Source organism: Bartonella sp. AP21QHHD, assembly GCF_042196205.1.
Lineage (GTDB): Bacteria > Pseudomonadota > Alphaproteobacteria > Rhizobiales > Rhizobiaceae > Bartonella.
Genome location: NZ_JBHIPT010000055.1, coordinates 1 through 26823, shown reverse-complemented (window position 1 = coordinate 26823; position 26823 = coordinate 1). Strand labels below are relative to the sequence as shown.

The window sequence follows — 26823 nt, the reverse complement described above, 5'->3', positions numbered from 1 at the left end:
GCGCAAAGAAAAGAAAATGCTACTGTTGTAGACAAATGTTAGAAAATCCTATTCCCTAACTTTTATTTACGCGTCCCTCACTGTAAAAAAGCTGTATAAATACAGCAAGTTATTTTTACATAAAACTTACATGTTATCCATAAATGGTACAACGTTAAAGCCCCCGTAACATAATAAAAAACCTATCAAACATCACCATCTTTATGCTTAACAAAAGAGCAAGCGAGCACCATTATCGTATTTATATTTTTTTCCAATGTTGTGATAGTGCTATTTATTGTAGGCATTTTTTCAGTTTTTATCTGCATGCTAGCCACGTTTGGAATGTGAGAAACATGCTTTTGATTGATTTAATATAAATAGGCTTGCCATGAAACAATCTTACAGTATTGAGATTTCTCATTTAAGTTGCAAGACAATTCATTATTATTATAAATCAATATGATGTATAGATTGTCGACATTACCAGCGGTGTGTGAGCTCTCAATGTTTAATGCCAATGTTTTTGTTATGGGGGAGGGGTATCTGGTGATAATGAAGTTTTGTATAGCGCACGAGACGTAATTGAGAGATGCTTGTTTAGAGGTGCGTTTAGTGAAAAAACTTTGAAAGCAAATGCGCATTCCCTCTGCATTTTAAAAGCTCAAAGAATTTCCAGTGAAAGAGTGGTTGGAATAAGTATGTGTGTTATTTTGAGAGTAGCGATTTTTCAGAGCTTCTTAAGTGTGTCCCGTTGAACCAAAACCTCCTGTTCCACGGCTCTCTATATGGCTTTGGGTATTTTGCTCTGGTTCAATGGTGCAAACATTAACTTGGGATACGGGGGCGATGACTGTTTGGGCAATGCGCATGCCCCGTTGGATGGAAAAGTCTTCTTGGCCTAAATTGATAAGAAGGACTTTGACTTCACCACGGTAGTCACTATCAATCGTTCCTGGAGTGTTGAGGCATGTGATGCCGTGTTTTAAGGCTAAGCCAGAGCGTGGACGTATTTGTGCTTCAAACCCAAGTGATAAATGAAAAATGAGACCTGTTGGAATAAGTGCCCGCTGCCCAGGGGCAAGAACAAGCGTTTCTTCTTCTCCAATTGCTGCCCGTAGATCAAGACCCGCAGAACCCGCTGTCGCGTAGCAAGGAAGTTCTAAACCTTGTCCGTGTGCAAGACGCTGAACAAATAAAGTCTGGGCATGTGAAGATTGAGAAGAGACAGGATGATTGTTTAGAGGGGCGTTGGTTTCAGTGTGCGACATGATTGAGGCATTTCCAAAATATGAGGTCTAGAAGAAAATGATACTTTAACAAAAGATATCTATAAAACCAAGTCGATAAAGGTGTGTGGATATAGGTTGTCCCCAGAGCTTGCTTATCATCTCTTACTGACTTAAAATATTCCACAACACCACCTAACATTATCAATGGCATTTTTCAATAATGGCATCATCAAGGATGGCTTATGCCTAGGGGCATGCGCTTATTTGAGATCTAAATTATGGTTACAGATAAGATTTTTAGATACTACCGATAAGAATACCCGTGGCAAAAACCAGAGCACCACCAATGATAACCTGTAAAGAGGCGCGCCAAAAGGGAGTGGACATGTATTTGTTCTGAATCCAGACGATGGCGCCGAGTTCGAAAAAAACAATGATAAAAGCAATAATTGTCGCTACATAAAAAGAGCTGATCAAATAGGGAAGAGTATGGCCTAGTCCTCCTAATGTTGTCATAATGCCGCTGGCAAGACCTCTTTTTAATGGCGAACCACGCCCTGATAATTTTCCGTCATCATGGGCTGCTTCTGTGAAACCCATTGAAAGTCCCGCACCAATTGAAGCTGAGAGCCCTATCAAAAAAGTTTGATGCGTGTCTCCCGTGGCAAAAGCTGCGGCAAAAATGGGGGCAAGGGTGGAGACAGAGCCATCCATTAATCCTGCAAGACCTGGTTGAATCCAAGTCAAAAGTGTTTGTCTTTGCGTTTTCGAAGTTTTTTTTATGGTGTGATTTGCCGCTGTTGTTTTTTGGGAGGGATGGCGGTTCTTGCCTTTCACAAGAGAAGTTTTGTCACATAATGAACCGATAGTGTTTGCACGATTATGGCAAGAAAGGCACAAAAGTTGCTTATAATTTTTAAGCTCTTGAAGCCCCATGGCGGTAAAAACCGCGGCTTCCTTAGAGGAATAAGGTTCTAGAGCTTTTGCATATTTTAAATAGAGCGCCGCATGTTGCTCTTTTATTTTGAGCGCTTTAAGTATCACGTTTTGTGCTGAACGAAAGGACAGAGCTTTACGTTGTACAAATGAAAAAAACGATCTCAACATTTTCTGTTCCTCTGCACTTTAGAATAATTCTAAAACATAAGAAAAATAAACCGAAAGTCAATCTAAAAGTTAAAAACTGACAAATTACAAAAAGGTTGCACTGAGAAAAAAGGTGATGGGATGCTGAGAAAGTACAAGGAAATTTATCAAATGGAGACGAGAGGGGCGCATGAAAGAAATAATTGCGTGAAAAAATTTAAGAGACAATGTGCTTTATTTTGCTAAAGGGATGTTTGAATGGAGCATTTCAATGTATTGTGAATATATGGAAAAAAATAGGACGACTCTATCATTCATTTGATGCGTTCAAAAGACTGTAACAGTTCTTGGAATTTGAGATGATTCTTTAAAAGAGACCTTTTTCAAGGGACAAAAGCCCATTTCGCGAGGGTGGTCCCCGTGAAGAGTATAGAAGGGTAGAGCCGCAAAATTTCCATGAAATAATATAAACTCCATTGAGTCTTCTTAATCTTTACGCTTTATAAAAGAGCAAGCCGGCATCATCATACACCTTAGCTCCCAGTGTTGCGACAGTCTTTAGAACGGTTCATTATAGGCATGGCATTTTATTGTACAGTTTTACGCCACTCATTCTGCTTGTGGAGGTGTAAGACAGTATTCTTATGATATTTACGCGCATTGAGCGTTGTTACAGCTTTTGCATTTAGGTGGATTTGATGTAATGAATTATCTTTTGTGCTGTAATTGCAGGGGCAGGTTTAAGGGTGGGAGTGCATAAATGAAAGAGATATTATCATATCAAATTGTTTGATCACGCATAAAAATTTATGCTTTATGAAGGGGCATTTATCGCCTTGTAACTTGCCTGATATCTTGTATGAAAGCCCAAAATTCAGTAGGTTTCCTCTCACTTCAAAACTTCTTATATTGAAGCAATTCAAATCATTTTCTTGTGTATCACAAGGAGGGGTGTGGGTGCTGTGTTTTTATTTAAAGTATGGGATGAGTTGAAATATGAAAAGTGCATAATCTCTACGCGTTAACAAACGTTTTTGATGTTTTTAAAAAAGAGCGAAATTGTGCAGAAAAAAAGGGAGCATATATGGAAAATAGTGATGGTTTGAAATTTTGGCGGCTTTCTGAAAAACTAACAATACTGCAGGCAGCGCTTTTAATAGTTGGATTAAATCCAGGAAAGTATTTGTTTGTCAACAAATTAGAACCAGAAAAAAGTGATATTTACGAAGATAACCTTTCCGTATCATCAGAGAAAACTGCTAATTTCCGTGCAGCCTATCATGCTATCGTTCAAGCGGGAAAAAGCAATCGATTAGAGATAGAATGGTCGTACTATAATTTTTCGGATTTTATAGATGCAGATTCCTCATATGTTCGCGTTGATGATTTAAAAGAATGGCTTTCATCGCGTGGTCTGGACCCTCCATTTTTTTTCCCTGAGGATGATTCTGCTGAGACTAAGGACCAAAAATATGCGTTTCAAGATCCAACGCATCCACGTTATGCTCCAAAGCTTGCTGCTATTGTTGCGGCATGGGAAGCGGTGAGTGAGGTTGAGGGTGGTAAAACTGTTAAAGGAACGCTTGCAAAATGGTTGCAACAGAATGCTGATCAATATGATTTACACAATAAGAAAAATGGTAAGTTAAAAAAGGATGTTATTGAGGAATTAGCGGCTGTTGCGAATTGGGAACCTACCGGAGGGGCGCCTAAGACACCTGCCAGCTCTCTTTTATCAAAAGAAAAAAAATAAAAAGATCACTAAAATTGCGCTGCTTTTTTTGATAATTTTGAAGATAAACTCTTTTTCTGGGGGAGATTTTTACTTTTCTTCCCTAGATTATAAGTAATTGTTTTTCATTAAAAATAATTTTTATAGTGTTCCTCTGACTGTTCAGGCGGGGGAAAATAGACATTTTGGGGCAGTAAAATTTACCCTGTAGTTTTCGTAACTTACCTCTCTATTTTTGTTTGATTTTTTTGGGCATTTTAAAATCCAGATCAACTGAAATGGAGTGCAACATGATTAAAGTTAATCTTTTTTTTACTATGCGTAAAAGTGTGAAAATTTTTCGAGGAAATGTACGGATATTTGGCAATGTGTTGCGGATGAGGTGGTACATAAATCGTTTAGAGTAGGTGTATTGTCGTGTTGGTTAAAATTTGAAATGATCACTGTCAAATAGTCGAAGTTGAGCATCGTGCATTTCTTGGGTAAAGAAATCTTGTCATCTATGAGCGAGTGAGAGTTTTTCTTAAGAAATTTGCACAATAGTAAAACTAGTTAGCAAAACCTGTTCTTTGGCACAACAAAAAGGATGTCATAAATGATTATCTCATCATAAATATGCTTTAAGAATAACCCGTGCGTGGCGAAAGTCTATGGCATAGTCGCTATAGATTTTTGCTCCGTGTGTGATGATCAATACTCTTGTTTATCTCTTGTCAATGCAAGTGCCCATGAAAGTGATGAGAGTCTATTGCTCCATTGTGATGCTTGGTTGTTCATGTTTAGAAACGACAAGTGTATTAAATGCGATAGGGTTGATAGAAAGGAAAACGTATCCTGTAAAAATAGGTGTGTCTTTAAAATAAAGCTGATAAACGAAATTATTTTTTTATCTACCTTTTGTATAATGAGAAAAAGGTATTCAAAGTGCAAGCATAAGCAATTTAGCAGTAAATCCCAAAATAGCTTAACATAGATCGTTTCTAGGAGAAGAGGAAGAAAGTCTATCTGCAAAGCTATGTTAGGTCGTGTGACAGGTGAAATAATGCGGTTAGGGCAATAAACAATTGTTATTGGTGAAGAGATAGAAATCGGTTGGGTGTTGATTTCTGTTTTACTACAGAATTTTCTTTGTTATCTCGTAAAATACGATCGTTTGAGGTGTGGTCATATAAAGCGAAGCTTTTTTCAATCTTGGAAAGATATTCCCATTGCGGAAAATCATATAAAGTTTAAGCAACGGCAGAACGATTTTTTGTGCAATGAAATGATAAGTATGTACAACATCTCGGTAATCTCCGTGGGAAACTTTACCGGATCCAAGGTGTGGATATTGTCTTCTGCTTATCCCAAATCGCAGATATTTCAAAACAACAACGGTGGAGAATGAATGTTGGATATGTTCTAGGGAAGGTTGCAAAAAATGGCAGTTTTCAAAAAAATACCAAAAATGACGAAAGGAGCGGTTTCCCACTCCTTCGTTCCTATCTCCCCTTGCGGGGAAGCGGCCACCATTACTGATGCCGTGTATGCTGATATAGGTACACTTATTTTTCTCAAAAGTCAATAGTGTAAATGCGGTAAATATTTGAGCATCAGAGCTACAACTTTATGAAAATCTTCGCAGGATAATCTTGGAACGGTACGTGAGCAACTTAAACGACTTACAGAAACTGTTGTGACATAATTGCAGATAATCCATGCTTTTTTATTCTCTATGGGAGATTGTATTGGATACGCAGCGGGATTATTGGGTTGTGATTTCGTTGAAAAAGGTAAAACTGTCACATTTCCATATAATTTTGCATTCTTAGAAAGCACTAAAACAGGCCGCTTTTTCCAAAATTCAGGGAGTATCGAATCATGAGGAAAATCGCACCAAAAAACTTGCCTGATGCGTGGGGCCGATTTGATTCGTGGTTTTATATGAGGTGGTTTTTCGTAAGGAGCATTTAAATCCCTTTCTTTTATATGCTCGCGCCATGCATTATGATCATGTTCCATCATAACACATGGTTCTTCAAGTTTGGTTATATCTAAGGAAATAGGTGATAGGGTAGAAGGCTCTGTGTTCTTATCTTCAGCCATAGCAGACCATTTATATTTATTGGTCCCCTCACTTATTATTTTACGGCTTTTCTATCACGAGTTTTTATCAAAATGTTGCTTATAAGTACAGAGAGGTGAAACCATAAAATGGATGTATCTGCTCATTTTTGTCTTTTGAGTACAACGCTAGAGGAGGGATATTGGTGACTCGTTGGTGTTGGTTGGTTGGTTTGGCGGTGGGTGGTTTTGGGTGGGGATTGGTGACTGGAGGGTTGTTGGTTAGGGGGAAGCGATTAGAGAGAACGAGTGCACGCGGTTTCGTTTCTATTTTATGGTTAGAGTTTTTTATGGACTGAAAGGAGCCCTTTTGAAGTAATATAGAGGCTTATAAGGGAGAAAAATAGGCTTGAGACGACATTCCAACCGGCAAATGAAAGAAAAAGAAAGCGTGCGGATGCTTCAGAACAAGAAGGAGGATGAATGTTGTTTAATTGGCTGAGCAGCTGGTTAATGTCTGAGGTTTTTCTGACTGCGCTTAAACCACAACTGAGGGGAGCTGTCCAAAAGCCATATTCAACACCCGCATGATAAACGGCTAAAACAAGGCTGATGCACATTAAGACAAAAACACACAAAAATAAAAGTTGTATCCAAGCAGTTATGCGAAAAAAACATGCTCCAAAACCTGCTAAGAGCAAAAATGGTATGGCACCATAATAGGGAAAACGCTCTATGAGACATAAATCGCAAGGAAGATATCCTCCGAAATATTCAAAACCAAGGGCAATCCCTATTGTGGCAGACAAGCAAAAAGCGAGAAAAAAAGCCCATAAACTTTGTTCTTTTCTGCTGGGTTCAACATGAAGGTGTTTGTGTAAAAGTGGGTGAGAAGACAAAACGCATGCCATTAAGTCTGTTCCTTATAAAAGCTTTTTGTTTAAAAAAGCTATGAAAATCCCATAAATTAAAAGGAGGCTAACACAACCAATGAGAACAATCCATTTAAAATGCTGTACTAGAAAATTCATTGCTTTTTGCCCAAAATGTTTAATCAGCCACGCGAGAAGATAAAAACGAGCGCCTCTGGAAAAAGTACAAATAAGTATGAAAAGTTCAAGACGCACACTCATAACACCGGCCAAAATTGTGACAATCTTGATGGGGGGAAGATGAAAAAAACCTGATGTTATCAGTAAAATGATTAGAAATTGCAGGGTTGCACTATTTTTCAGAGATTCAAAACTTTCAACCTTACCATAAATTTCTAAAATGGGTTTGGCAAGGGTATCATAGGCAAAATGTCCGATAAACCAACCGGCAATGCCTCCTAATACAGAACAGATCGTCGCAATCAAAGCATAACGATAAACCCGCTTTTGATGGATAAGAAGCATCGGAATATATAAAACATCTATGGGAATTGGAAAAACAGAACTTTCAATAAAGGCAATGAAACCAAGCCAGTGTGGTGCTGTACGCCGATTTGCTAAAGAAATCGTCCAAAGCTTTAATTTGTTTAATATCATGAGGCTTTTTATAAATTTAAGAGGTAAACACTTTACAAATGAGATTGCTATAAATCCGATAGAGAAATCCAATAAAGAAAGTATTTCATAAAATAGATAAGAAAATGATATGAATTCTTAAAAAATGAGAAGTCTTCTGTTGACGAATCTGTTCTTCTTCATATAGTGCAAAGGAATAATCGACAAGTCTGTCTTTTATAGTCCTGTCTTTTATAGCAGTGTGCGGGTGTGGTGGAACTGGTAGACGCGCCAGACTCAAAATCTGGTTCCGAGAGGAGTGTCGGTTCGAGTCCGACCACCCGCACCACTTCATAAATATTTTCCTTTATCCTGTTATGGCGCATCACGTTGTTTTATAGAACGTGGGATTTATAAAACATGGGGGGTTATAAAACGTGGGATTTATAGACCGTGTTCAATGTTTTGCATGTTGAATGAAAAAACTCGAATACCGTAGGATTCTTTCATTTCAAGTCTGTTTATAGTAAATCAACTAAAATCATGTCGCTTGTATGTTACAAGCTAGATGAGCTCGCGTGGAGTGAAATTTTACAAAAAATGAATAAAAATGCCTCTTATGCCGTTTCAAGGGCATCATTGGAGGTAAAGTGTATGATGGATGGTGCCAGCTTGCACTTTTATTGAAGTGTAGAGATGCTGCTCTATAGATTTTATATTCCTGTGGGTGCTGTCGCAAAATGGGCTTGAGGGTTTTGAGAGCTGTTTCTTTAAAACACGCATGTGAATTGGCAACCCAAGTATCTTGAATTTGAGTGTGTTTGGTTTGAAGCGCTGCCGTATGACATGAGGGGCGTGATCGCCAAAAAGATATGTGAGCAACAAAAGCATGGGGTAGTGCGTAATCTCCACGCTTTAAAAGACAGGAGCTTTAGAGGCTTAAAAAATAGTGCTTTAGAGGCTTTATAGATTTTATATTCTTGTAGGTGCTTTCGCAAAATGGGCTTGAGGGTTTTGAGAGCTGGTTCTTTAAAACACGCATGTGAATTGGCAACCAAAGTGTCTTGAATTTGAGTGTGTTTGGTTTGAAGCGTTGTCGTATGACATGAGGGGCGTGATCGCCAAAAAGATATGTGAGCAACAAAAACATGGGGCAATGTGTAATCTCCTCTCTTTAAAAGACAGGAGCATGAGAGGCTTAAAAGATTATGCTTTAGAGGCTTTCGAAAGTCGTAAAGCAGAGGGAAATGGTAAGATTGGAAATTGGTTTTTACCTTGAAAACTTCATGTGCTCCCTAAATGAAGCTGTCTTCCCGTTACAGAAATTACATAAACAGAGAACCGCAATATCCTCTTTCCACTCTGGCATACAATAGCGGTAAAATACTGTTGTTTGAAGTGTGGTAATATAGGGCATACTTCCTTGAAACGTTACAGTATTTTTTCGGTGTGTGTTGGATATTCTTAAATGTGTTTGTCTTGCTTTAGGTTTAAAGGCATTCCATGCGGAGGAGCCCAAAGAAACCCGCTAAAATCCCCCAAGAGTCCCCAAGGGTTTTTGTGTTTTTATAAACGGACATGGTGTTTAAAAATGGGTGTTTAAAATGGGTTTTCAGAATCTTTATCCTTTAAGAGCGGGGAGGCCAAGTCAACATTATCTTATAAAACTGCAATTGATGCACAATATCCATATTTATTTTAAAGAAATATCTCTTAAATAACGGCTCTCATTTATTTACGATGGCGCCCAATGGTATGATGGTAAAGCTTTTATATTCCAAATGTATTACATGAAAGGGGGAGAGAGGATAGGAGCTTGCTTTAAGAGAGGGAGAGGCTTTATTGTTTCGTGACTATTTGTTTAAAGTTTAGTACAGGTTTTTAGAATCTACGTCTTTTTAGGGGGAAAGGGGCATTAAAAAACCCCGTTTTTAACAGGGTTTTTTAATCGTTCAATTTTTCTACAAAACTTAGAATTTATAAGCGATACCAAAGCGAACATCATGCGTTTGAGAAGAGATTTTAAGGTTATCGTTTGCAAATTTCTTTTTAAAAAAATCTGAATAACGATATTCTGTACGCATGATGATATTATCTGTCATTGCAAGATCAAAACCACCACCAACAGTGTAACCAAACATTGTTTTTGTCTCATCTAACACATTGCCAGAAGCAAAAATTGTCGAATCTTCTTGCGATTTTGATAAAAGTGACATGATATATTGCATCTGTGTATAGGCTATACCCCCTGCAATATAAGGCATAAGACGATGAGAAGCAAAACCAATACGCGCACGCGTGGCACCAGACCACGTTTCTTTCAATGTTACACTGCTAACAACAATGTCACCATAGTTGGATATCGTTTCACCCTGAGCTGCAGGTTTTATGATAGGAATCCCAGCTTTTTTAAAGGCAATGTTAATGGAGTTTGATTCATCTAGAATTTTCTTTCCATTGTCTGTTTGGGTGCTTTTCCTCCCAGACCAGACCATGTCGGTATCAAAACTGAAAACAAGATCTCCCAGATCAATATTAGAACCTGCATACAAACCTGCTCTCAATCCTGATAGTTTCGGTGATAAATCTCTATCAACCAAAGCCCATTTTCCGTCTCTGGCTTCTTGTGCGTAATTTAGAGTATTTTTATTGGAAAAATATCCAATTTGTCCTCCAAAATAAAAACCAGACCAAGAAAAAGGCGCAGAAACAGTAACCGGTGAAATACGTGACGATGAAACATCTTGCAATGAAACCTTCGGTTCTGATTGCTTAAAGATTACCGTATCTGCTGCTTGCGCTGTTGAAGCGGTAATGAAGGTGAAAATAGAGAGTGCAACTAAACATTTTGTTTTCATAAAAACGTCCCCAATTTATTTCAGATACAAATCGTATTATATACAAATTGGTTAAAAAAATCTATACTTAATATCATTATGAAAACTAAAACACTCAAAAACTCTATAATTATCCATATTTAAGCGTTCTTAAAACTTGTTTTCATGCTATTATGCTGGGTTTATATTGATTTTTCAGGATTTTTTTATACGCCTTCAGTGTTCTCTGTGTTTTAGAAAAAATTATAGTATAGTAAATAAGCTTTTTACTTATTAAAAAAACATTATTTTATATATATTAAAACACTTTTTGTTATTAAATGTATTATCCATTATGATTGACATCAATGTGCTTACATATTCAATTGATCGTAAAAAATGCATATTGGCACCATCATATTCTTTGCTCGTTTCTGATATTGCATAGCTTTGTATTGCGATAGCCTTTTGAGCACTTGAGGGGATGAGCGACTTTATTTCTTTTTTATCTATATGCCACTTTTGCTTATGATAATCCAAGCGAATAGTTTTGATTGATTGAATGGAATACGAAGAATAAGAAGGAGTAAAGTGCGAGAATCTCAAGTCTCATGAGGTTTCTTATACGCCATGTAAAACGGATAAACTCTCCGTTCCGTTCACTTAAAGCAGGAACGTGGATGAGAGCCTAAAAACTGAAAGTCGTTGGCGATTTTAAAGAGATTAGCGCGTGCCATTCAGGTTTTTGTGGAAATGGGTGAGGGCGCTATAATGGGCAAATGCCTCCAATTTCTTGCGAGCTGTCAAGGATATCCCCGTTAGAGAGCTGATTGTTTCAGCAAAGGTCAAAACCTTTCGGTGCATTGAATTTTGTTCCAACAGCTGTTCCTCTATTGAGCACCCCCATCTTCACGCTTCATAAAAGAGACATTTTTCAATGTTCCTAAACCCATTTCATGACAGCGATTGTGAATGATATAATAATAAATCTATTGAGCACTCCCATCTTCACGCTTCATAAAAGAGACATTTCTCAATGTTCCTAAACCCATTTCATGACAGCGATTGTGAATGGTATAATAATAAATCTATTGAGCATCTCTTTTACGCTTCATAAAGGAGCACGCCGGTACCATTACTATATTTGCCAGTTCGTGGGGTTGTTGTGACAGTCCTCTCCACAATGTTGTGATAGGTCCCTTTGTCCGTTGTGACAGTCCTTGGCACTTGAGGTGGTTCATTAGAGGCGTTTGTAGTTCTTATCGGATACAATTTCTATTCACATATTCATTGCGTTTGTGATGTGCAAGTCAGTGATTTTGATTGATGCAACATGGGACCGATTTAAAATGAGAAAATCTTACGGTCTTTAGGATTCTCATTCAATATGGATAACGCTAGATTATCATTATAAATAAACACATTATCTCATTGAGATAAGAGTTATCTACCCAATGTTATCAATAATGATAACATTGTAAAGCGTAACTACGATGAATTCATTAATCTTTTTATACTTCGATTGAAATTATGTCTATTAATACCGATTTTTTTGAGCTTATTCTGTTTGGTTGATAGCTAATAGATTTTCAAAATCAAAACGCGAAGCTAGAATGAAAAACACCTTAAGGTCATATCCATTTAAATCACTTTCTGCCAGTATAGCCATTGGGTGTTGAGCTATGACTATCCATGCCTTTCCAAAACCGTTGTGCCTTTTAAGTACAATATAAGCAACAAAAACACCCATAGCATAAATGCGGCTCAGAGCCTAAAATGAACGCTGTGGGTAATTGTTATCGGTCATCATCGGGGTGTAAACACCCCGATCTTTTGACAGAAAGATTTGTTTTAAGATGTTTGCATCTTTTTTAGTGGGTTGTTTATTGGGGAGCAATCATCTTTTTAGGATCAACTAATCGGTCATAATCCTCTACAAAAACACCTGCTTTTAATGCTTCGGTGCGCAAAGTTGTATCATTTTTATGCGCTGCTTTGGCAATTTCAGCAGCTTTTTCATAGCCAATTTCTGGTGCAAGAGCTGTGACTAACATGAGTGAGCGCTCCATGAGTGAGTGAATATGAACACGATTGGCCCGTAATCCTTGAATGCAATGCATATCAAAAGAACGCATGCAATCACCAAGAAGGGTAATTGATTGTAAAACGTTATAGCCAATAACAGGTTTATAAACGTTGAGTTCAAAATGTCCTTGGCTTGCGGCAAAGGTTACGCTGGTGTGATTACCAAAAACTTGGCATGCGACCATGGTTAAGGCTTCACATTGCGTGGGGTTGACTTTGCCGGGCATAATAGAAGATCCGGGTTCATTTTCAGGAAGACTGAGTTCCCCTAAACCGGAACGTGGACCAGAGCCTAAAAACCGAATGTCATTGGCAATTTTAAACAGATCAGCAGCGAGAGCATTCAAGCTTCCGTGGAAATGCGCAAGGGCGCCATGATGGGCAAGTGCTTCAAATTTATTGCTGGCAGTTTGGAATGTTATTCCTGTGAGAGTGCTCATTGTTTGCGCAAAAGCAACGTCAAAACCTTTTGGCGCATTCAGCCCTGTGCCAACAGCCGTACCACCTTGAGCAAGCATTTGGACATCGGTTAGAGCATTTTCAATACGCTGAAGATTGGCTTCTAATGCGGCACGATAGCCTGAAAATTCTTGCCCTAAGGTTAAAGGGGTTGCATCTTGCGTATGGGTGCGGCCGATTTTAATGATATCTGCAAATTCTTGCTCTTTTTGTTTTAATGTCGCAATAAGAGCTTCAAGGATTGGCAGTAAGTGTTGGCGTGTTTGCAACGTGGTGGCAATGTGAAGCGCCGTGGGAAAGGAATCGTTCGATGATTGGCTCATATTGACATGGTCATTGGGATGAACTGGTTTTTTGCTTCCAAGTTTTCCTCCCAAAATCTTACTAGCACGATTAGCAATGACTTCATTGACATTCATATTGCTTTGTGTGCCAGAACCTGTTTGCCAGACGGACAGTGGAAAATGCGTATCAAAATCGCCAGCAAGCACTTCATCAGCGGCGGCAATAATTGCTTTTCCAATATTTTCTGGTAGTTTTCCTTTGCCCATATTTACAATCGCTGCTGCTTTTTTGACAAGGACTAAGGCATAGATGATGGCAAGAGGCTGCTTTTCACTGCCAATATTAAAATTATGCAGAGAACGTTCAGTTTGTGCGCCCCAATAACGATCTTGACGTACCGAAATCGTTCCAAAGCTATCCGTTTCCTGACGTGTTTCAACCATGATAAGATCCTTTTTTGTTCACGGGTTCTCAAAAAAGATAGATAACGCGAAAGTGCAATAAGAGGCAAGACTTTGAAGCTTCATTTAGAGAAATTATTTTTATGGCTATTCTTGACATTGAGAGATGCCGATTTTATATCTAACACATGCTAGCACTCGTAATTTGAGAGTGCTAGCAAGAACTTTTAAGATTAATTCAATTATGTTCAGTTTTAAGGATTTAAAACATGGCTAATATACAATTCCGCCCACTTCACGACCGTGTCGTTGTCCGTCGGGTTGAATCTGAAAATAAAACGGCTGGTGGGATTATCATCCCTGATACAGCAAAAGAAAAACCCCAAGAAGGCGAAGTGATTGCTGTTGGCAATGGCGCTCTCGATGATAACGGAAAGCGCGTGCCTTTAGAAGTCAAAACAGGAGATCGTATTTTGTTTGGAAAATGGTCTGGAACTGAAGTCAAGATTAATGGGGAAGACCTCCTCATTATGAAAGAATCTGACATTATGGGAATTATGGGCTAATTGAAGCGCTTAATTTTTCATTGTGTACTATTTTGAGAAAACTCCAAGGAGAAATTAAATGGCTGCTAAAGAAGTCAAATTTGGCCGTGAAGCGCGTGAGCGTTTGTTGCGCGGTGTCGACATCCTTGCTAATGCTGTTAAGGTGACACTCGGCCCTAAAGGTCGCAATGTGGTGATTGATAAATCATTCGGTGCGCCTCGCATCACAAAAGATGGTGTATCCGTTGCAAAGGAAATCGAACTGGAAGATAAGTTCGAAAATATGGGTGCACAAATGTTGCGCGAAGTTGCTTCTAAAACCAATGATATTGCTGGTGATGGAACAACAACAGCAACTGTTTTAGGACAAGCTATTGTGCAAGAAGGTGTTAAAGCTGTTGCTGCGGGCATGAACCCAATGGATCTTAAACGTGGGATTGATGCTGCTGTTGAAGAAGTGGTGGCAAACCTCTTCAAAAAAGCAAAAAAAATCCAAACTTCAGCAGAAATTGCACAGGTGGGAACAATTTCCGCTAATGGCGCTGCTGAAATCGGTAAAATGATCGCTGATGCTATGGAAAAAGTGGGCAATGAAGGCGTCATTACTGTGGAAGAAGCTAAAACCGCTGAAACGGAATTAGAAGTCGTTGAAGGAATGCAATTTGACCGTGGGTATCTTTCCCCTTATTTTGTCACAAATGCTGAGAAAATGGTCGCTGATCTTGATGATCCTTACATTCTCATTCACGAAAAGAAATTGTCTAATTTGCAATCTCTTCTTCCTGTACTTGAAGCTGTTGTTCAGTCTGGAAAACCACTTCTCATTATCGCTGAAGATGTGGAAGGTGAAGCTTTGGCAACGCTCGTTGTCAACAAATTGCGTGGTGGTTTGAAAATTGCTGCTGTAAAAGCTCCTGGATTTGGTGACCGTCGTAAAGCAATGTTAGAGGATATCGCTATCTTGACATCCGGACAGGTTATTTCTGAAGATGTGGGCATTAAACTTGAAAATGTCACTTTGGATATGCTTGGACGTGCAAAGAAAGTGAATATTTCTAAAGAAAACACCACCATTATTGATGGTGCTGGACAAAAGAGCGAAATTACTGCTCGCGTCAATCAAATCAAGGCTCAGATTGAAGAAACAACTTCTGACTATGACCGTGAAAAATTGCAAGAAAGACTTGCTAAACTCGCTGGTGGTGTTGCTGTTATCCGTGTGGGTGGTGCAACAGAAGTTGAAGTGAAAGAAAAGAAAGACCGTGTTGATGATGCTTTGAATGCAACACGTGCTGCTGTTGAAGAAGGTATTGTTGCTGGTGGTGGTACCGCATTGTTGCGTGCAGCAAATGCGTTGACCGTTAAGGGAAGTAATCCTGACCAAGAAGCTGGTATTAGTATCGTTCGTCGTGCTCTACAAGCACCAGCGCGCCAGATTGCAAGCAATGCTGGTGAAGAAGCTGCTATTATTGTGGGAAAAGTGCTGGAAAATAATGCTGACACTTATGGTTACAATACCGCAACTGGTGAATTCGGTGATTTGATTGCTTTGGGAATTGTTGATCCTGTGAAAGTTGTGCGTTCTGCTCTTCAGAATGCGGCTTCAATTGCGAGCCTTCTGATCACAACAGAAGCAATGGTTGCTGAAGTTCCAAAGAAAGATACACCAATGCCTCCGATGCCTGCTGGTGGAATGGGCGGAATGGGTGGAATGGATTTCTAAGCTCTTTTCCATAGAAATAATAAAGAAACGGGTCTTCTGTGCCCGTTTTTTTTATGCTTTTTCACGTTTCATACAGTTTTTCCTTTTATGACAGTTTCTTTATCTTATAGGATTGTTCTATTCTCCACTGGTTGATCTACCGTTATTGTGAATGAATCTCATTCTCGGTTCTTGGCTTTTTCTCTTGTTTTTATGAAATGTTTCTATTGTGCGGGGATCGTGGTTTCCTTTGAAAATATTGTGCTAATAAAAATATAACTATTTGATTTATAATCATTTATTCCTAATGCAGTTCTGTTTTTTCATTTCAGGTTTATGCATGCCCCGTTAAAAAATCCTGTGTTTGTGCTTCATAGGGTGAGAGGTCACTACGGTTTTTATGAACCAATGTAATCATTAAAAGTCAGTAGTTAAGAAGAGTCAGTAGTTAAGAGTTAGTACCTATTGAGCGTTGGAAAGACAGAGTTGAAAAGAGCATGATGGGGCTGGTTTGTTTTTTATGAATAAGATGCTGGTATTTCAAGCTTTTGTATGAAGAAAATAAGGGTTTGCTCTGTTAAAGGGCTTTTATATACTGGGACAAGCATTTTTCTGTTTGGGTAGTTTTTGGAATGAGGAGACTGCTCCATTTGAGAAGCTTAAAGATAAAAGCTAATTTTTCGCCTTGCTCTCATCTTTTTTTCGGTAAGCTCATCACCTAAACTGGAGCCAAACCCATGTTGTTATACTCAAGTTCTGTTTGTTGCCTATATTGTGACAGAAAATTCTTAAGTGGGGAGCAATTTTTGAGCTAAGGGGACCATGACAGGTAGCCGAAAAAATCATGACGAGACAATAGGCGCGCTTGTGTTAGAATTTTTAATGCTTCTGATGATAAAGGCACGCGAAATTCTGTTGTAGCCTCATGCTTTCTTTTCATATTTTCGAGCCAAGGATTTTCCATATATTCTCTTCAACTTGACCTTTATGCATAGGACATAAGGGAATTGGGGGTGGGAATTGAGAGGGTGGGAGGAGCCGGCTTGCTTTTTTATTCAACGTAAAGATGAGAGGCTTTATGTAAGGCTACCATTACATTGCTTGTTTATGCACTTCTTTAAAAGAAATATCTTTTAATACAAATTCTTGGCAATGCTATTTATGAAGAGTATAAAATCATTTTGATATCAATAGATTATTAAAAAAATGTATGTTGGTATGATCCTTTTCTTATGTTACCAAAGTTGCTGATTTACGCGTTGGTTAAAAATCTCTCTTCATACCCCTAAATTCATTTCATGAAAGCGTTTGTGAAGAGCACGACGTTTATGAGGCGTGTAAAAAATTCTCGTGAGACATGAAAAAATCATCAATAAAATCTCCATGTTTTCAAAAAATAACGAATGGCTTTTTATCTTTTTAAAAGATTTAACACGTCTCACGTTTTTTATTTATTTTAGAGCTGAATATTCGATTTTTGTGTAAAAATACTTCCCAGCACATCTATGATCCGTGAAAAATCAAGTGCTAATAAGAAAATGATGAATATAATCCACTTCGTATAGCGTGACATCATTTTTACACTTTTATACGTTGTGATGATTTCTTGTAGGATTTCTTTTTCCTTTTCTGTAAGCTCTGTTTGTTTTTCTGTTTTTTTTCTAGCCATGTTTCCACCCACACAAGCCTTCCCCTTGTTTGTTATGCTTTAAAATATCTCTTGCGAGATTTGAACTGATGATATTGAGATCTTTTTTGTCTAAATAAATGGGCATCCAACCAACGCAAGAAAAAGGCTCATTGATTGTTTTTATCGCGCAACCAGTGAGTAAGAGAAGCGCGTACATCAGCATCACTTTTTTGATTAATTTCATTTTCCACCTCTAGCCGTGTTGTTGATGACTTTAGCGTTTTTTCTATTTGCTTTTGTTGTTCAACTTTCTTTCCAAGAGTGAAAGCTTTTGCTAAAGCGATAAAAAAAGCGGTCAGAGCCGCTCCTGTTATCATCAGATTTTTTTTCAACCACCACATCATAAGCTCTGCTCCCGAAACCGTTTTGCCACAAAGAAAATGCCAACGCAGGCGGCTAAAACCATAATGGTTGCTAATGCCCATTGGATGGGACCATTGCCTGCCAATAAGCCCCCAAGTCCAGAAAAAGAACCAATAATCGGTGTAAGCGCTTCTGCTTTGAAAAATCCCATTGGAGCTTGCGTTTCTACAGTTTGGTAGTTGGAAGAAACATAAGCTCCTTTTGCCCATAATCCCGATTCTGCTGCACGACGGTGCACTAAACCGTGAAGACGTTTTCCTCCTGCTTTAGTCCACTTTTGTAACTCAGCAGGGACGGCTTCATATTCGCCATTATTGAGTTTTTTGAGCAGGGTCGAATTACAAAAAGCCGATGTTCCTATATTATAGCAAAACGATACGAGCGCGGCGAATTGTTCATCCGTTAAAGAAACCGTCACATGTTTTTCAACGGTATTTTCAAATTGTCTTAAATCTTGAGAAAGAACTTCTTCTGCTTGTTTTTCAGTAATGATCATGCCCTTGTGAACGAACGGTTTGCCAGCCGTGCTGGTATGACCATAGCCAATTGTCCACACCCCGATGGCATCTTTATGGGCATGTAAACGCAATCCTTCCCATTGTTTAATGAGTGCAAGCCCTGCTGCTGATATTTTTCTCATTTGCTTCTCCATAAAATAAAGCCTCACGGTAACGTGAGGCTGGTTGACAGATTAAAAATGAATTTTTTCACGCTTCAAAAACAGAAGAGATGTGAAACTTTTATGAAATCAAAAGGTTGGTTGTGACATCTTAGGGAATGGGGAATGGTTGGCCAAGTGGGGTAATGGCTGGGCAAGTGGAATAATGGTTGGGCAAGAGGAGTAATAGTTGGGCAAGAGGGATAATAGTTGGGCAAGAGGGATAATGGTTGGGCAAGTGGGATAATGGTTGGCCAAGAGGGATAATGGTTGGGCTGGTGTTTCCGTTAAGAGAGGTTGTTGATTTTAAGAGCTTGTCCTGGTGTTTTTGATGGAGCCTTCTTGGGGTGCGGGAAGCTGTTGGGTTGATGCACGATAAGCGTGATCTATTGCGGTTGTGTTCGTCGTATGGCATTGATGTGGGGGGCTTGAGATACGAAGTGGATACTCTCAGAAAAACAAGACATATGCTTTTACTGAAGACGAAAGCATTAAATATTTTATGTATCAAGCGTTTTGCTTATCCAAAGAGTCTCATTGTTACACAGAGCTTTGGGCTAACAAGAGCTGTGGAATTTTGATACAATTTTAAGAGGGGCTGGTTTTTATAGGACAATGGTGCTTTCCCTTTAAGAGGAAAGTTGTTTGCTATTTTTGTTTTATGAGCGCAAAAGCTGGTTTGCTTAGAGAAATCTTAGCCGTAAAGCAGCCTCTCTTCGTTCTTTGATGAATAGGAATATGGAAAAAGCCTCAATTACATCGTTAAAGATTTGTATTCAGTGAGCCTTTTTTGGTGGGAGGAAACGGAAACAGTTTTTCCTTCTGTTTCTCTTAAGTTTTTTTCAAATCTCTCCCTCAGGGTTTCGCCTTTTTTGTTGACTGTTTCATGTTCAGCATCGGGATTGGCTTTTAAATAGTGTTCTAGACGTCTTCTTCCTTGTGTGTGTTTATAAAAAGTGGTTGGAAGATAGGAATCTAACTTTTCAGCAGATACAGATGAATTGGGTTCACATAATACACCCTTAACATTATCTTTGTGCAATCTTGCTAATTTATCAGATTCAAGATGAAGCTTTTTGGCAAGGCTTAAGCTGAACATCCCACATTCAGAAGAGCTTCGCTGAATATCCATTTCTGCCGTGGTAAAAGAATAAGGAGGCAGTTGAAGACATTGAAGGGTTTGATTTATTTTTATCCCTAGTTTGCAAGCTGTGATATTCTGAAATGTTGTAGGTTCAAGCATAATCAAAGAGATTTTGTCATCAACTTTTTTATAATCAAGGACGGCAAAGTGGATTTTGCTTCCCGAATTGACTATAAATCGGGCAGATTTTGCGTCGCTCTCAACGACTTCTTTTAGTGCGTGCGAAAACTCTTCTGCTGTAAGAGCCAATTTGAGATTCATGTCTGGATATTTGCTGTTTGCTTTATTCTACGAGAGCCGGCATCAATCTAATATCTGTGTTTTCATAATAAGAGTTAATCCAACGGCCGGTGACAAGATCTCTCTCTAAGCCTGTAATAATATCTTTTAATTCGTCAGAACTCGGTGCAACATGTTCTTCTTCTGTTTGGATGGAACTTTGCATCAAACGTGCAATAAGGTCTTCTAAAGATTCATTTGCACTTGTTTCTTCTGGTGTTTGTGAGGAATGAGGGAGGGAAGAATCTTGTGGCTTCATAATCTTAGCCTCTATATTGATGATCGATAAATGATATTATTTCTTCAATTTTGGCTAAACAATGTTTGCAGGAAAGATTTTTAGCTAGAAAAAACAAAGAGATGAAATCATCTTTATTTAAATTACGAAAGACAAAACCCCACGCTTTTCAGAGTCAAAGGTAAGGTATCTTTTTATCTTTTAAGAGATCACGCTGCTTACTGTTTGCATCTATACCTCTTTACCTCTTTCAAAGGGAAAAGAAGATTTGCTAACAGCAATTTATGCCTTACCGTAAAGCTACAGAGCTTCATTCTTCGTGGATGTGGAATATGGCTATGGCCAAAACGCTTATTACATCATTAGAGATTTGTATTCTGTGGCTCTTTTTCTGTGTTGTGAAACAGAAACAGTTTTTGTCTCTGTTGCTACCAAGCTTCTCTCAAACCTCTCGTTTAGGGTTTCGCCTTTTTTGTTTACTTTCTCCTGTGCTGCTTCTGGATTGGCTTTTAGATATTCCCCAAGACGTCTTCTGCCTTGCACGTGTTTGTATAAACGAGCTGGAAGATATGGATCTAATTTTTCAGCAGGTAAAGGCGTGTCTGGTTCACATAACACACCCTTAATATTATCTTTGTGTAGTCTTTCTAATTTTTGAGCTTCGAGATAAAGCTTTTTGGCAAGGCTTAAGCTGAACATCCCACATTCAGAGGAGCTTCGTTGAATATCCATTTCTACCATGGCAAAATGAATATTCGGAAATTGGTGATGTTCAATGGATTGTCGCGTCCTTAATGCAAGTAATGCGGGAAGCGTGTCACGCAGTAAGGTCGGTTCAAAAAAGATCAAAGATGTTTTATTATCAATGGTTTGATGATCGACAACCGCAAAATGAATTCCCCTATCCTGTGCGTTAACGATCAGCCTAGAAGATTTTATGCCCTTTTCGAGCGTTTCTTTGAGTGCAAGGGCAAAGCCGTCAGGGGGGCTTGTAAGTTTGAGATTCATCTCTGGATATTTACGATTTGCTTGATCGACCAAGGCTGGCATCATGTAAAGATCTAGAATATCATAATAATTTTTGATCCAACTGCCATCGGCATTATGCTTTTCTAAACCGGCAATAATATCTTTTAATTCCGCACGATTAAAAGGGGTGTTTTTTATTTTTTCAATGTTAAGCCGTTCTAAATGTGCAGTAAGAGTGTCTAATGATGCATTTGCATGCGCCCCTTCAGGTGCACTGGCCCCTTCTGGGGTTTGTGAGGAATGTGGTGGGGGAGAATCTTGTGGCTTCATAATCTTAGCCTCTATGTTGATGATCGATAAGTGATACTATCTTCTTCAATTCTGGCTAAACAATGTTTTGAAAAACAAGCCTTTGCATCTTGAAAGGTGAGGCGATGAGAGCATAATAATGCCGTTTTCATATTTTTATGCGTGTATTGCTCATCATTGCTGTGATGTATGATATTGGTATTTTATGGGGGGATTATTAGGGCGTTCTATTGGGAGCCCTTATTGAATACCACTTGTTTTGAAAATCTCAAAATTATGGGGCTGTTGGTGATGCAAATTGTGTAATGCAAAAGAAAACAGTCAGAAAAGGACGAAAGATACCTTCAAACCGTAAAGTTTTAAACATTGTCGCGAAACACACTGTTTTATAACAGTCTATGATAATGCGAAAATTTTATGATGAAATCTGGACGCAGAAAACCCCTTACCGCACCCATCATTAAATACGATTTTTCATATTCTGTCAACCGCAAAACGATTATTTTTCCTCCTTTATCGCGGGAAAAATCTACAGAAAAAAGCTCATTCATTGGCTATGCAGCAAAATATCTTGTTTTAATGGAAAAGTTTTTGATGTGGCAAAAAACATTTTCTCCTTTGAGAAAGGAGGGGACAAGATGAAGGGAGAATTGTGGTTTTGAAATCCGTGGTATTTTATTGATGGAATTGGGAAGGTGGTGGTTGGAAGGTGTTGCGGGGCAAAGCTTTAGGTGTTGGCGATTTGTGGGGGTGATTGGGGCTATGCTGGCTGTCGTATTAGTGGTGATGTGATGGGGGGAGGGTTATCGGTGCAGTTGTTGATGAGGGAGGAGATTGTTGGTAGGGGCTTTTTCTTTCGTTTAAGGGATGATGCTTTTAATTGTGTCAAAAATCAACGGGTTGTTTTAATGATAAGCTATTTATTTATAGTGGATATTTTATCGTTATTTAGTCTTGAATGAGAAACCCAGATTATGCTGAAATAAAAGCCATAGTTTTTGTCCGTCATAAGATCAGGAAAGCCATATGGAATTGTACAAGAAAAGACGTAAAATGACGATAATGAATTGTCTGAAGAGCTAAGGATGTCGCGATATTGGGTGAAGTGTATGATGAGGGTGGTTTGTTACAATGGGGGTAGAGGGAAGAATGTTGCTGTTTTTTAAAGAGGGGGCAATATTTATCCTGTCCATGCCGTGAATATGCCGTGAAATATTGTCCTTTGAGGCATGGATTAAGTGAGGCACTGGTAGGTATAAGGTTAAGTCTCTTTGACAGTTGAAGTATTTTTTTAAAGGGCGTGGTGGATATTTTTAAGCTTGTTAACCCATGAAATTCTATGAAAGGGCATGCTCAGTGGATCTCAAGTGTCACTTGCCAAAGGGGGACTTTATAAAGGCGCTGGTTATAAAGAGGCATGTTATAAAAGGAGGGGGAGAATCTTTATCCTGTGAGGGGGAGGAAATGATGAGTGTTTTAGCCAAGGCTCTTTTGGGTAGAACTGTCAAAATGTTTATAAAGGGCATCAAGAATAATACGCAACGAACCAACAAGATTAGGCAGCGGTTGATCTTCTATAACAAGATAGTGTAATGCCGCATGAAAGTTGTGTTGACGATGTAGATATTGTGCTTCTTTAATCGCTTCTTGCATAGCTTCATAGTGTTCCGTTGCTCTTTGGACCCATTGCTTTTTTGCTTTCTCATCTGATGCGCTGTGCGTAAAACCATCATAATAACCGTTTGGTAAACCTTTTGCACATAAATAGTCGTTTCTAATTTGCAAGTATTGTTGCGCCGTGTCATATTGCTCTTTACTGATGCCTGATGAAGCCTCTTTATAGCCAAGCAAACAAAGACGCCCAATATAGGTTCCGACAAGCGGATTTTTCGCTTCTTCGAAGCTTAAACCAAAGTGTTTTGCACGCATTTCAATCGCAGATTGAAGCGCAGATTCGCTGGAATTTTGGGCACGTGAAATACAGCTATTGGGCTCTCGCTTTCCTGTTATTTTCGATCTACCGCGTTTTTTACGTATTTTCATGAACTTAACCATTTGAATGAAAAAGAAACTGTCTGTTGATGGGGGACAGTGATGTAAAAAGCACTTGGCGCAAATATTGGGGGGAGCAAATATTGGGGGGAGCAAATACTTAAAAGGGAGCAAATACTTAAAAGGGGGAAAATACTGGGGGAGTGAGCAAATACTGGGAAATATCAGCCGTTGCAGATCAAAAAACAAACGATACTAAAGGCGTTTTAAATGCAAAGAAAAGCAACGGTGTGGGGCGAAAAAATCATCTTTAAGGTGGTTTCTTACCTTTTTTATCTTATCCCTATCAGTCTTATCTTCCGCCCCTGTCATGCTTATTTTTTTATTGCTAGCGGATTATTTGCTTTTTAAATATTTCTTAACTGTTCTTGAGAGATTGAAGGAAAATTTTTGTCAAATGTGAATGAAAAAATAACAATGGATTTCAAGGGCATGTCATCGTCTTTCTAATAGGAAGTTTTTTCTAATGGGATTATTTGTCTCTTTTTTCACGAGCGCTTTGTGGAAATTTTTCAATTCCACTTTTGAAAGGTCATTGTTTTCTTAAGTTGGAAGCTTTTTATTTGGGTTCTCTTATTTTTTTGTTGTTGGGCGCTTTCCCAAGATATTTGATATACATCACGCTGTTAAGCATACTTTTATCCTTTATAGGAGATATATTGTCTTCTGTTGAGTGGCAGAGAGCGGCAAAAAGCAAACCTCCGCATTCTATTATAATAGCATAAGATGCCCTATATTTTCAAATAAAATATCGTTTATCGGCTTAAAATAAACTGTGAATGATCTCGCTATTTTGTTTGGTGTATCCTTTATAAGTATCCTTTATAGAGTATAAAAATCTCCGTTTTAATGGATCTTATTATAAAACGAGGGGATGTCGTTTAAAGGACGGAATGCATTATCGAAAGAGGCTGTTTTTATAAGAAGAAAATGCCTTTATAAAAAGATGCTTTTATAAGAGATGCCTTGATGAATGTAGGGGCTATACAAATGTAGGGGCTGTGAGATATTTCATCTTTAATGAAGAATTTTTAAAATGAAGCCTTTTTGATTAAGAAGCTTTCAAATGAGGATTAAGGTTGTTTGTCGCACGTTTTTTATACTGGATAATCGATTGCTTGTTTGACTTTGTTTTGTGTTGCTTTTTAAAGAGCCATGTCTTAGGGCTCTCTTTTGCCCATTTTGCAAGGGTGCTCATGAAGGGTATAACGATAAAGTCCCCAATGAAATCCATACAAAGTTTGAATAATATAAAATCTATTGCACACTTCCATTTTTACGCTTGTAAAGAAGAAAGTCCGTAGCATCACACATTTTGCCAGCTCTCATGGTTGCGGACAGCTCTTGGTATTTGAGACGCTTCCTTAGAGGCATTTATCATCCTTTCTTAATGTTTTACTCTATACGGCTCTTTCTGCTTGTAACGCGCAAGAGACATGGTTTGGGTTGATTTAATATGGAATAGGTTTGGAATAAGACAATCCTACGGTATTTAGGGTTCTCATTTAATATGAAAAACAATAAATTATTATAAATCAGTGTATTGTTTGTAAACTTTACACATCAGATATTTCTTAGATTGAATATTTTTGCTTGTTGAGTTTTGTGAAACATTGTCTTTTGAAGTGTGGGTAATAGATAAGAGGATACAATGGCATTTGTGCTTGTAAGGTTTAGGGATTGTATGTTGTCACGTATGAGAAATTTTAAAAATAGACTTAAAGGGGCTTATAGCGCGTGTTTCATGGTGAAAAGAGTGCTAGATAAACCGGTTTTGCTGGTTGCATGTTCTCAAAGAGTGAGTGGGCATGTTAGAAGTGAGAAAATATCCGTATGATCGAAGATAAATCACAACACCAATCTGCCCATAAGGGAAATACGGCTTTTGCGTCACAGCCCGTGTTAAATCAGTGTGCGGTTTTCAAAAAATGGACGGCTCTCTCAAGAAAAGATTACGTCATCATTTTGTGTTTGGCTATCCTCTTGTTGGTGCTTTTTGCCGCGACTGTCTATATGAATCCTTTGGAGTTTTTTCACGTTATATCCAAAGAACAGTTTCAAGCACTGGGACAAATGGAACAAGGAGATCTTCGAAAAATGATTAAGGAGATCTTGAAACAGCCTTTTGAAAATAATCCTGCAATCGTGTTTTTTCGTGACGCAGGATGGAATAGTGTTTGGGCTTTTTTATGTCTCTTGCCGCAAATGATTTTTGGTGTTCTTGTGGTGCTCTTTCCACTCTTTTTTGTCTTTAACGCTATCTCTAAACGGGAGGTGAAGGAAATGATGAAGCTGTGGGATACATTGCCAGAGCAGCAACAGCTAGACAACCAATCTCTCAACAAAACACAATAGGGAAACAAGTGGCTGCTTCTTTTATAAGTACTTTTGTAATTTTGACCACAGTATGGTGGAGTACTGTCATGTTTCTCGGGGAGATCATGATACTTTTTTCTACTCTGATGACAATCTTGGTACTTTATTATTCTTTGATAAAACGGACAATATTGTTGTGTGGGATGCGGCGGAAATTAAAAAAGGGTGCATTGCAGAATTTGGGGCATAATCAGAAAGTCAGCATAGGACAAAATACAGTTTGTGCAATAAAGTTCAGCCCCCTTTCTTTTCAAGAATCTTTGGAACTTTCAAGAAAAGATTATTGTATCATCTTTTTTCTAGCTTTCATTGTGATTGTGGTTTTCGCAGTTTTGCTCGCTTTTTTTGCTTTTCTTCCAAAATCTGTGATTTTTTTACACAATTATATGCCTCTATTGTTTAAGGTTGGCGGTTTTGGCATGCAGCTGCTGTTTTGGTTTTGTGCGTGTATTGTTGTCGCTTTACCTGTCATTTTAATCTTCCATAGTCTCCTTCATTATGGCGTGAAAAAAACAATAAAGAAATTAGAAATGGTTGCTTGAGAAGAGAATAAAAATGATGATTTCACATCAATGCGATAGGGGAAACACGTGACTATTGTTATAAAATTTTTGGTTTTTTTAGGGTTCACCATCATTGCCATTGTAATGTTTATGGTTATGATCCGGCTTCCTTACCGGTTGATCAAGCATATGAGGTTATCTTTTAAACTCTCTCAAGACTTGAAAAAGAGTACAACGCAAAAAAAGCAAGCCATACAACAATTGTGCAATGATCTGGGAGAAATGAAAAGACACAATCTCGCACATAAAACCCTTGATGCGAAAATGCGCTTTCTTAACTTCAAAGAATCTCTGCCTTTTTATTCAAAAGAATGTAAAATAATCTTTTTT

At 38.4% G+C, this 26823-nt stretch carries 23 protein-coding genes, 1 tRNA gene and 2 pseudogenes; 9 read left to right on the top strand and 17 right to left on the bottom strand.

The features are described 5' to 3' along the window. Positions 1-719: 719 nt before the first annotated feature. Together dut and ACFIMC_RS04500 are read right to left on the bottom strand one after the other, a co-directional pair. Positions 720-1250: a dUTP diphosphatase gene (gene dut / locus ACFIMC_RS04505; protein WP_375633393.1), complete on the bottom strand. Its 531-nt coding sequence runs from the start codon at positions 1248-1250 to the stop codon at positions 720-722. Positions 1251-1508: 258 nt separating this feature from the next. Further along, on the bottom strand, positions 1509-2318 hold the full coding sequence (locus ACFIMC_RS04500) for a VIT1/CCC1 transporter family protein (protein WP_375634492.1): 810 nt from the start codon (positions 2316-2318) through the stop codon (positions 1509-1511). A 1063-nt stretch (positions 2319-3381) separates the two neighbouring features. Here ACFIMC_RS04500 and ACFIMC_RS04495 point away from each other — a divergent pair. Beyond that, positions 3382-4050 (top strand): hypothetical protein, encoded by a 669-nt coding sequence (locus ACFIMC_RS04495; protein ID WP_375636881.1) that lies wholly within the window; start codon positions 3382-3384, stop codon positions 4048-4050. A 1539-nt stretch (positions 4051-5589) separates the two neighbouring features. Here ACFIMC_RS04495 and ACFIMC_RS04490 read toward each other — a convergent pair. Beyond that, positions 5590-6114: a type II toxin-antitoxin system PemK/MazF family toxin gene (locus tag ACFIMC_RS04490; RefSeq protein WP_375613249.1), complete on the bottom strand. Its 525-nt coding sequence runs from the start codon at positions 6112-6114 to the stop codon at positions 5590-5592. A gap of 164 nt (positions 6115-6278) precedes the next feature. Here ACFIMC_RS04490 and ACFIMC_RS04485 point away from each other — a divergent pair, with 164 nt between their 5' ends. Next, positions 6279-6431 (top strand): hypothetical protein, encoded by a 153-nt coding sequence (locus tag ACFIMC_RS04485; RefSeq protein ID WP_375636882.1) that lies wholly within the window; start codon positions 6279-6281, stop codon positions 6429-6431. Here the strand turns inward: ACFIMC_RS04485 and ACFIMC_RS04480 are convergent. Next, positions 6411-6983: a disulfide bond formation protein B gene (locus tag ACFIMC_RS04480; protein WP_375634494.1), complete on the bottom strand. Its 573-nt coding sequence runs from the start codon at positions 6981-6983 to the stop codon at positions 6411-6413. The two genes, ACFIMC_RS04485 and ACFIMC_RS04480, sit on opposite strands and share 21 nt — an antisense overlap. Positions 6984-6995: 12 nt before the next feature. After that, positions 6996-7601, bottom strand: coding sequence for a YqaA family protein (locus tag ACFIMC_RS04475; protein ID WP_375636883.1), 606 nt, complete (start codon positions 7599-7601; stop codon positions 6996-6998). Between the two features lie 222 nt (positions 7602-7823). On the opposite strand from ACFIMC_RS04475, the gene ACFIMC_RS04470 reads away from it, so the two are divergent. Further along, a tRNA-Leu gene (locus tag ACFIMC_RS04470) sits at positions 7824-7908 on the top strand. A 1621-nt stretch (positions 7909-9529) separates the two neighbouring features. On the opposite strand, the gene ACFIMC_RS04465 is transcribed toward ACFIMC_RS04470, so the two are convergent. The 4 genes and pseudogenes from ACFIMC_RS04465 to fumC all read right to left on the bottom strand — a co-directional run bounded on the left by ACFIMC_RS04465 (position 9530) and on the right by fumC (position 13647). After that, entirely contained in the window at positions 9530-10417 is an 888-nt protein-coding gene (locus ACFIMC_RS04465) for an outer membrane protein (protein WP_375680740.1), read from the bottom strand. A gap of 629 nt (positions 10418-11046) precedes the next feature. After that, positions 11047-11264, bottom strand: a pseudogene (locus tag ACFIMC_RS04460) (lyase family protein); the annotation flags it as partial. Positions 11265-11933: 669 nt separating this feature from the next. Continuing rightward, positions 11934-12125: a hypothetical protein gene (locus ACFIMC_RS04455; protein ID WP_375640900.1), complete on the bottom strand. Its 192-nt coding sequence runs from the start codon at positions 12123-12125 to the stop codon at positions 11934-11936. A 133-nt stretch (positions 12126-12258) separates the two neighbouring features. Further along, positions 12259-13647, bottom strand: a complete 1389-nt coding sequence (gene fumC / locus ACFIMC_RS04450) for a class II fumarate hydratase (protein WP_375662471.1) — start codon at positions 13645-13647, stop codon at positions 12259-12261. Between the two features lie 227 nt (positions 13648-13874). On the opposite strand from fumC, the gene groES reads away from it, so the two are divergent. After that, on the top strand, positions 13875-14171 hold the full coding sequence (gene groES / locus ACFIMC_RS04445) for a co-chaperone GroES (protein ID WP_005774667.1): 297 nt from the start codon (positions 13875-13877) through the stop codon (positions 14169-14171). Between the two features lie 58 nt (positions 14172-14229). Continuing rightward, the gene (gene groL / locus ACFIMC_RS04440) at positions 14230-15873 is read left to right on the top strand and encodes a chaperonin GroEL (protein WP_273790908.1); all 1644 of its coding nucleotides are present in this window, start codon (positions 14230-14232) and stop codon (positions 15871-15873) included. 790 nt (positions 15874-16663) lie between these two features. Here the strand turns inward: groL and ACFIMC_RS04435 are convergent. From ACFIMC_RS04435 to ACFIMC_RS04405, 7 genes and pseudogenes are all read right to left on the bottom strand, one after another. Then, positions 16664-16816, bottom strand: coding sequence for a hypothetical protein (locus ACFIMC_RS04435; protein ID WP_375606492.1), 153 nt, complete (start codon positions 16814-16816; stop codon positions 16664-16666). A gap of 492 nt (positions 16817-17308) precedes the next feature. Continuing rightward, the gene (locus ACFIMC_RS04430; protein WP_375617918.1) at positions 17309-17521 is read right to left on the bottom strand and encodes a hypothetical protein; all 213 of its coding nucleotides are present in this window, start codon (positions 17519-17521) and stop codon (positions 17309-17311) included. Then, positions 17514-17726 carry a hypothetical protein gene (locus ACFIMC_RS04425; protein ID WP_273790903.1) on the bottom strand — a complete coding sequence of 71 codons (213 nt, stop codon included), beginning with the start codon at positions 17724-17726 and terminating at the stop codon, positions 17514-17516. Before ACFIMC_RS04425 ends, ACFIMC_RS04430 begins: the two co-directional genes overlap by 8 nt. Further along, positions 17650-17886 (bottom strand): hypothetical protein, encoded by a 237-nt coding sequence (locus tag ACFIMC_RS04420; RefSeq protein WP_375606489.1) that lies wholly within the window; start codon positions 17884-17886, stop codon positions 17650-17652. Before ACFIMC_RS04420 ends, ACFIMC_RS04425 begins: the two co-directional genes overlap by 77 nt. Further along, complete coding sequence (locus tag ACFIMC_RS04415) at positions 17883-18545, bottom strand: lysozyme (protein WP_375680739.1); 663 nt, start codon at positions 18543-18545, stop codon at positions 17883-17885. Before ACFIMC_RS04415 ends, ACFIMC_RS04420 begins: the two co-directional genes overlap by 4 nt. Before the next feature lie 772 nt (positions 18546-19317). After that, positions 19318-20245: pseudogene (locus tag ACFIMC_RS04410) on the bottom strand (YopJ/AvrA family T3SS effector serine/threonine acetyltransferase). Positions 20246-20578: 333 nt separating this feature from the next. Then, positions 20579-21523, bottom strand: coding sequence for a YopJ/AvrA family T3SS effector serine/threonine acetyltransferase (locus ACFIMC_RS04405; RefSeq protein ID WP_375671786.1), 945 nt, complete (start codon positions 21521-21523; stop codon positions 20579-20581). 396 nt (positions 21524-21919) lie between these two features. Here ACFIMC_RS04405 and ACFIMC_RS04400 point away from each other — a divergent pair, with 396 nt between their 5' ends. Both ACFIMC_RS04400 and ACFIMC_RS04395 read left to right on the top strand, forming a co-directional pair. Continuing rightward, the gene (locus ACFIMC_RS04400; RefSeq protein WP_375653858.1) at positions 21920-22144 is read left to right on the top strand and encodes a hypothetical protein; all 225 of its coding nucleotides are present in this window, start codon (positions 21920-21922) and stop codon (positions 22142-22144) included. Positions 22145-22233: 89 nt separating this feature from the next. After that, complete coding sequence (locus ACFIMC_RS04395) at positions 22234-22464, top strand: hypothetical protein (protein WP_375677898.1); 231 nt, start codon at positions 22234-22236, stop codon at positions 22462-22464. A 514-nt stretch (positions 22465-22978) separates the two neighbouring features. Here ACFIMC_RS04395 and ACFIMC_RS04390 read toward each other — a convergent pair. Further along, complete coding sequence (locus tag ACFIMC_RS04390; RefSeq protein WP_375633370.1) at positions 22979-23545, bottom strand: hypothetical protein; 567 nt, start codon at positions 23543-23545, stop codon at positions 22979-22981. A 1842-nt stretch (positions 23546-25387) separates the two neighbouring features. Between ACFIMC_RS04390 and ACFIMC_RS04385 the strand changes: the two genes are divergently transcribed. Both ACFIMC_RS04385 and ACFIMC_RS04380 read left to right on the top strand, forming a co-directional pair. After that, positions 25388-25909: a hypothetical protein gene (locus tag ACFIMC_RS04385; protein ID WP_375671788.1), complete on the top strand. Its 522-nt coding sequence runs from the start codon at positions 25388-25390 to the stop codon at positions 25907-25909. An 8-nt stretch (positions 25910-25917) separates the two neighbouring features. After that, positions 25918-26472, top strand: a complete 555-nt coding sequence (locus tag ACFIMC_RS04380) for a hypothetical protein (RefSeq protein ID WP_375680738.1) — start codon at positions 25918-25920, stop codon at positions 26470-26472. Positions 26473-26823: the final 351 nt, after the last annotated feature.

What these genes read in the sequence shown, in the direction of transcription:
- dut (WP_375633393.1), bottom strand. Translation starts at nt 1,250, where the DNA reads ATGTCGCACACTGAAACCAACGCCCCTCTAAACAATCATCCTGTCTCT.
- ACFIMC_RS04500 (WP_375634492.1), bottom strand. Translation starts at nt 2,318, where the DNA reads ATGTTGAGATCGTTTTTTTCATTTGTACAACGTAAAGCTCTGTCCTTT.
- ACFIMC_RS04495 (WP_375636881.1), top strand. Translation starts at nt 3,382, where the DNA reads ATGGAAAATAGTGATGGTTTGAAATTTTGGCGGCTTTCTGAAAAACTA.
- ACFIMC_RS04490 (WP_375613249.1), bottom strand. Translation starts at nt 6,114, where the DNA reads ATGGCTGAAGATAAGAACACAGAGCCTTCTACCCTATCACCTATTTCC.
- ACFIMC_RS04480 (WP_375634494.1), bottom strand. Translation starts at nt 6,983, where the DNA reads ATGGCATGCGTTTTGTCTTCTCACCCACTTTTACACAAACACCTTCAT.
- ACFIMC_RS04475 (WP_375636883.1), bottom strand. Translation starts at nt 7,601, where the DNA reads ATGATATTAAACAAATTAAAGCTTTGGACGATTTCTTTAGCAAATCGG.
- ACFIMC_RS04465 (WP_375680740.1), bottom strand. Translation starts at nt 10,417, where the DNA reads ATGAAAACAAAATGTTTAGTTGCACTCTCTATTTTCACCTTCATTACC.
- ACFIMC_RS04455 (WP_375640900.1), bottom strand. Translation starts at nt 12,125, where the DNA reads ATGGGTGTTTTTGTTGCTTATATTGTACTTAAAAGGCACAACGGTTTT.
- fumC (WP_375662471.1), bottom strand. Translation starts at nt 13,647, where the DNA reads ATGGTTGAAACACGTCAGGAAACGGATAGCTTTGGAACGATTTCGGTA.
- groES (WP_005774667.1), top strand. Translation starts at nt 13,875, where the DNA reads ATGGCTAATATACAATTCCGCCCACTTCACGACCGTGTCGTTGTCCGT.
- groL (WP_273790908.1), top strand. Translation starts at nt 14,230, where the DNA reads ATGGCTGCTAAAGAAGTCAAATTTGGCCGTGAAGCGCGTGAGCGTTTG.
- ACFIMC_RS04435 (WP_375606492.1), bottom strand. Translation starts at nt 16,816, where the DNA reads ATGGAAAATCCTTGGCTCGAAAATATGAAAAGAAAGCATGAGGCTACA.
- ACFIMC_RS04430 (WP_375617918.1), bottom strand. Translation starts at nt 17,521, where the DNA reads ATGGCTAGAAAAAAAACAGAAAAACAAACAGAGCTTACAGAAAAGGAA.
- ACFIMC_RS04425 (WP_273790903.1), bottom strand. Translation starts at nt 17,726, where the DNA reads ATGAAATTAATCAAAAAAGTGATGCTGATGTACGCGCTTCTCTTACTC.
- ACFIMC_RS04420 (WP_375606489.1), bottom strand. Translation starts at nt 17,886, where the DNA reads ATGATGTGGTGGTTGAAAAAAAATCTGATGATAACAGGAGCGGCTCTG.
- ACFIMC_RS04415 (WP_375680739.1), bottom strand. Translation starts at nt 18,545, where the DNA reads ATGAGAAAAATATCAGCAGCAGGGCTTGCACTCATTAAACAATGGGAA.
- ACFIMC_RS04405 (WP_375671786.1), bottom strand. Translation starts at nt 21,523, where the DNA reads ATGAAGCCACAAGATTCTCCCCCACCACATTCCTCACAAACCCCAGAA.
- ACFIMC_RS04400 (WP_375653858.1), top strand. Translation starts at nt 21,920, where the DNA reads ATGATGAAATCTGGACGCAGAAAACCCCTTACCGCACCCATCATTAAA.
- ACFIMC_RS04390 (WP_375633370.1), bottom strand. Translation starts at nt 23,545, where the DNA reads ATGAAAATACGTAAAAAACGCGGTAGATCGAAAATAACAGGAAAGCGA.
- ACFIMC_RS04385 (WP_375671788.1), top strand. Translation starts at nt 25,388, where the DNA reads ATGATCGAAGATAAATCACAACACCAATCTGCCCATAAGGGAAATACG.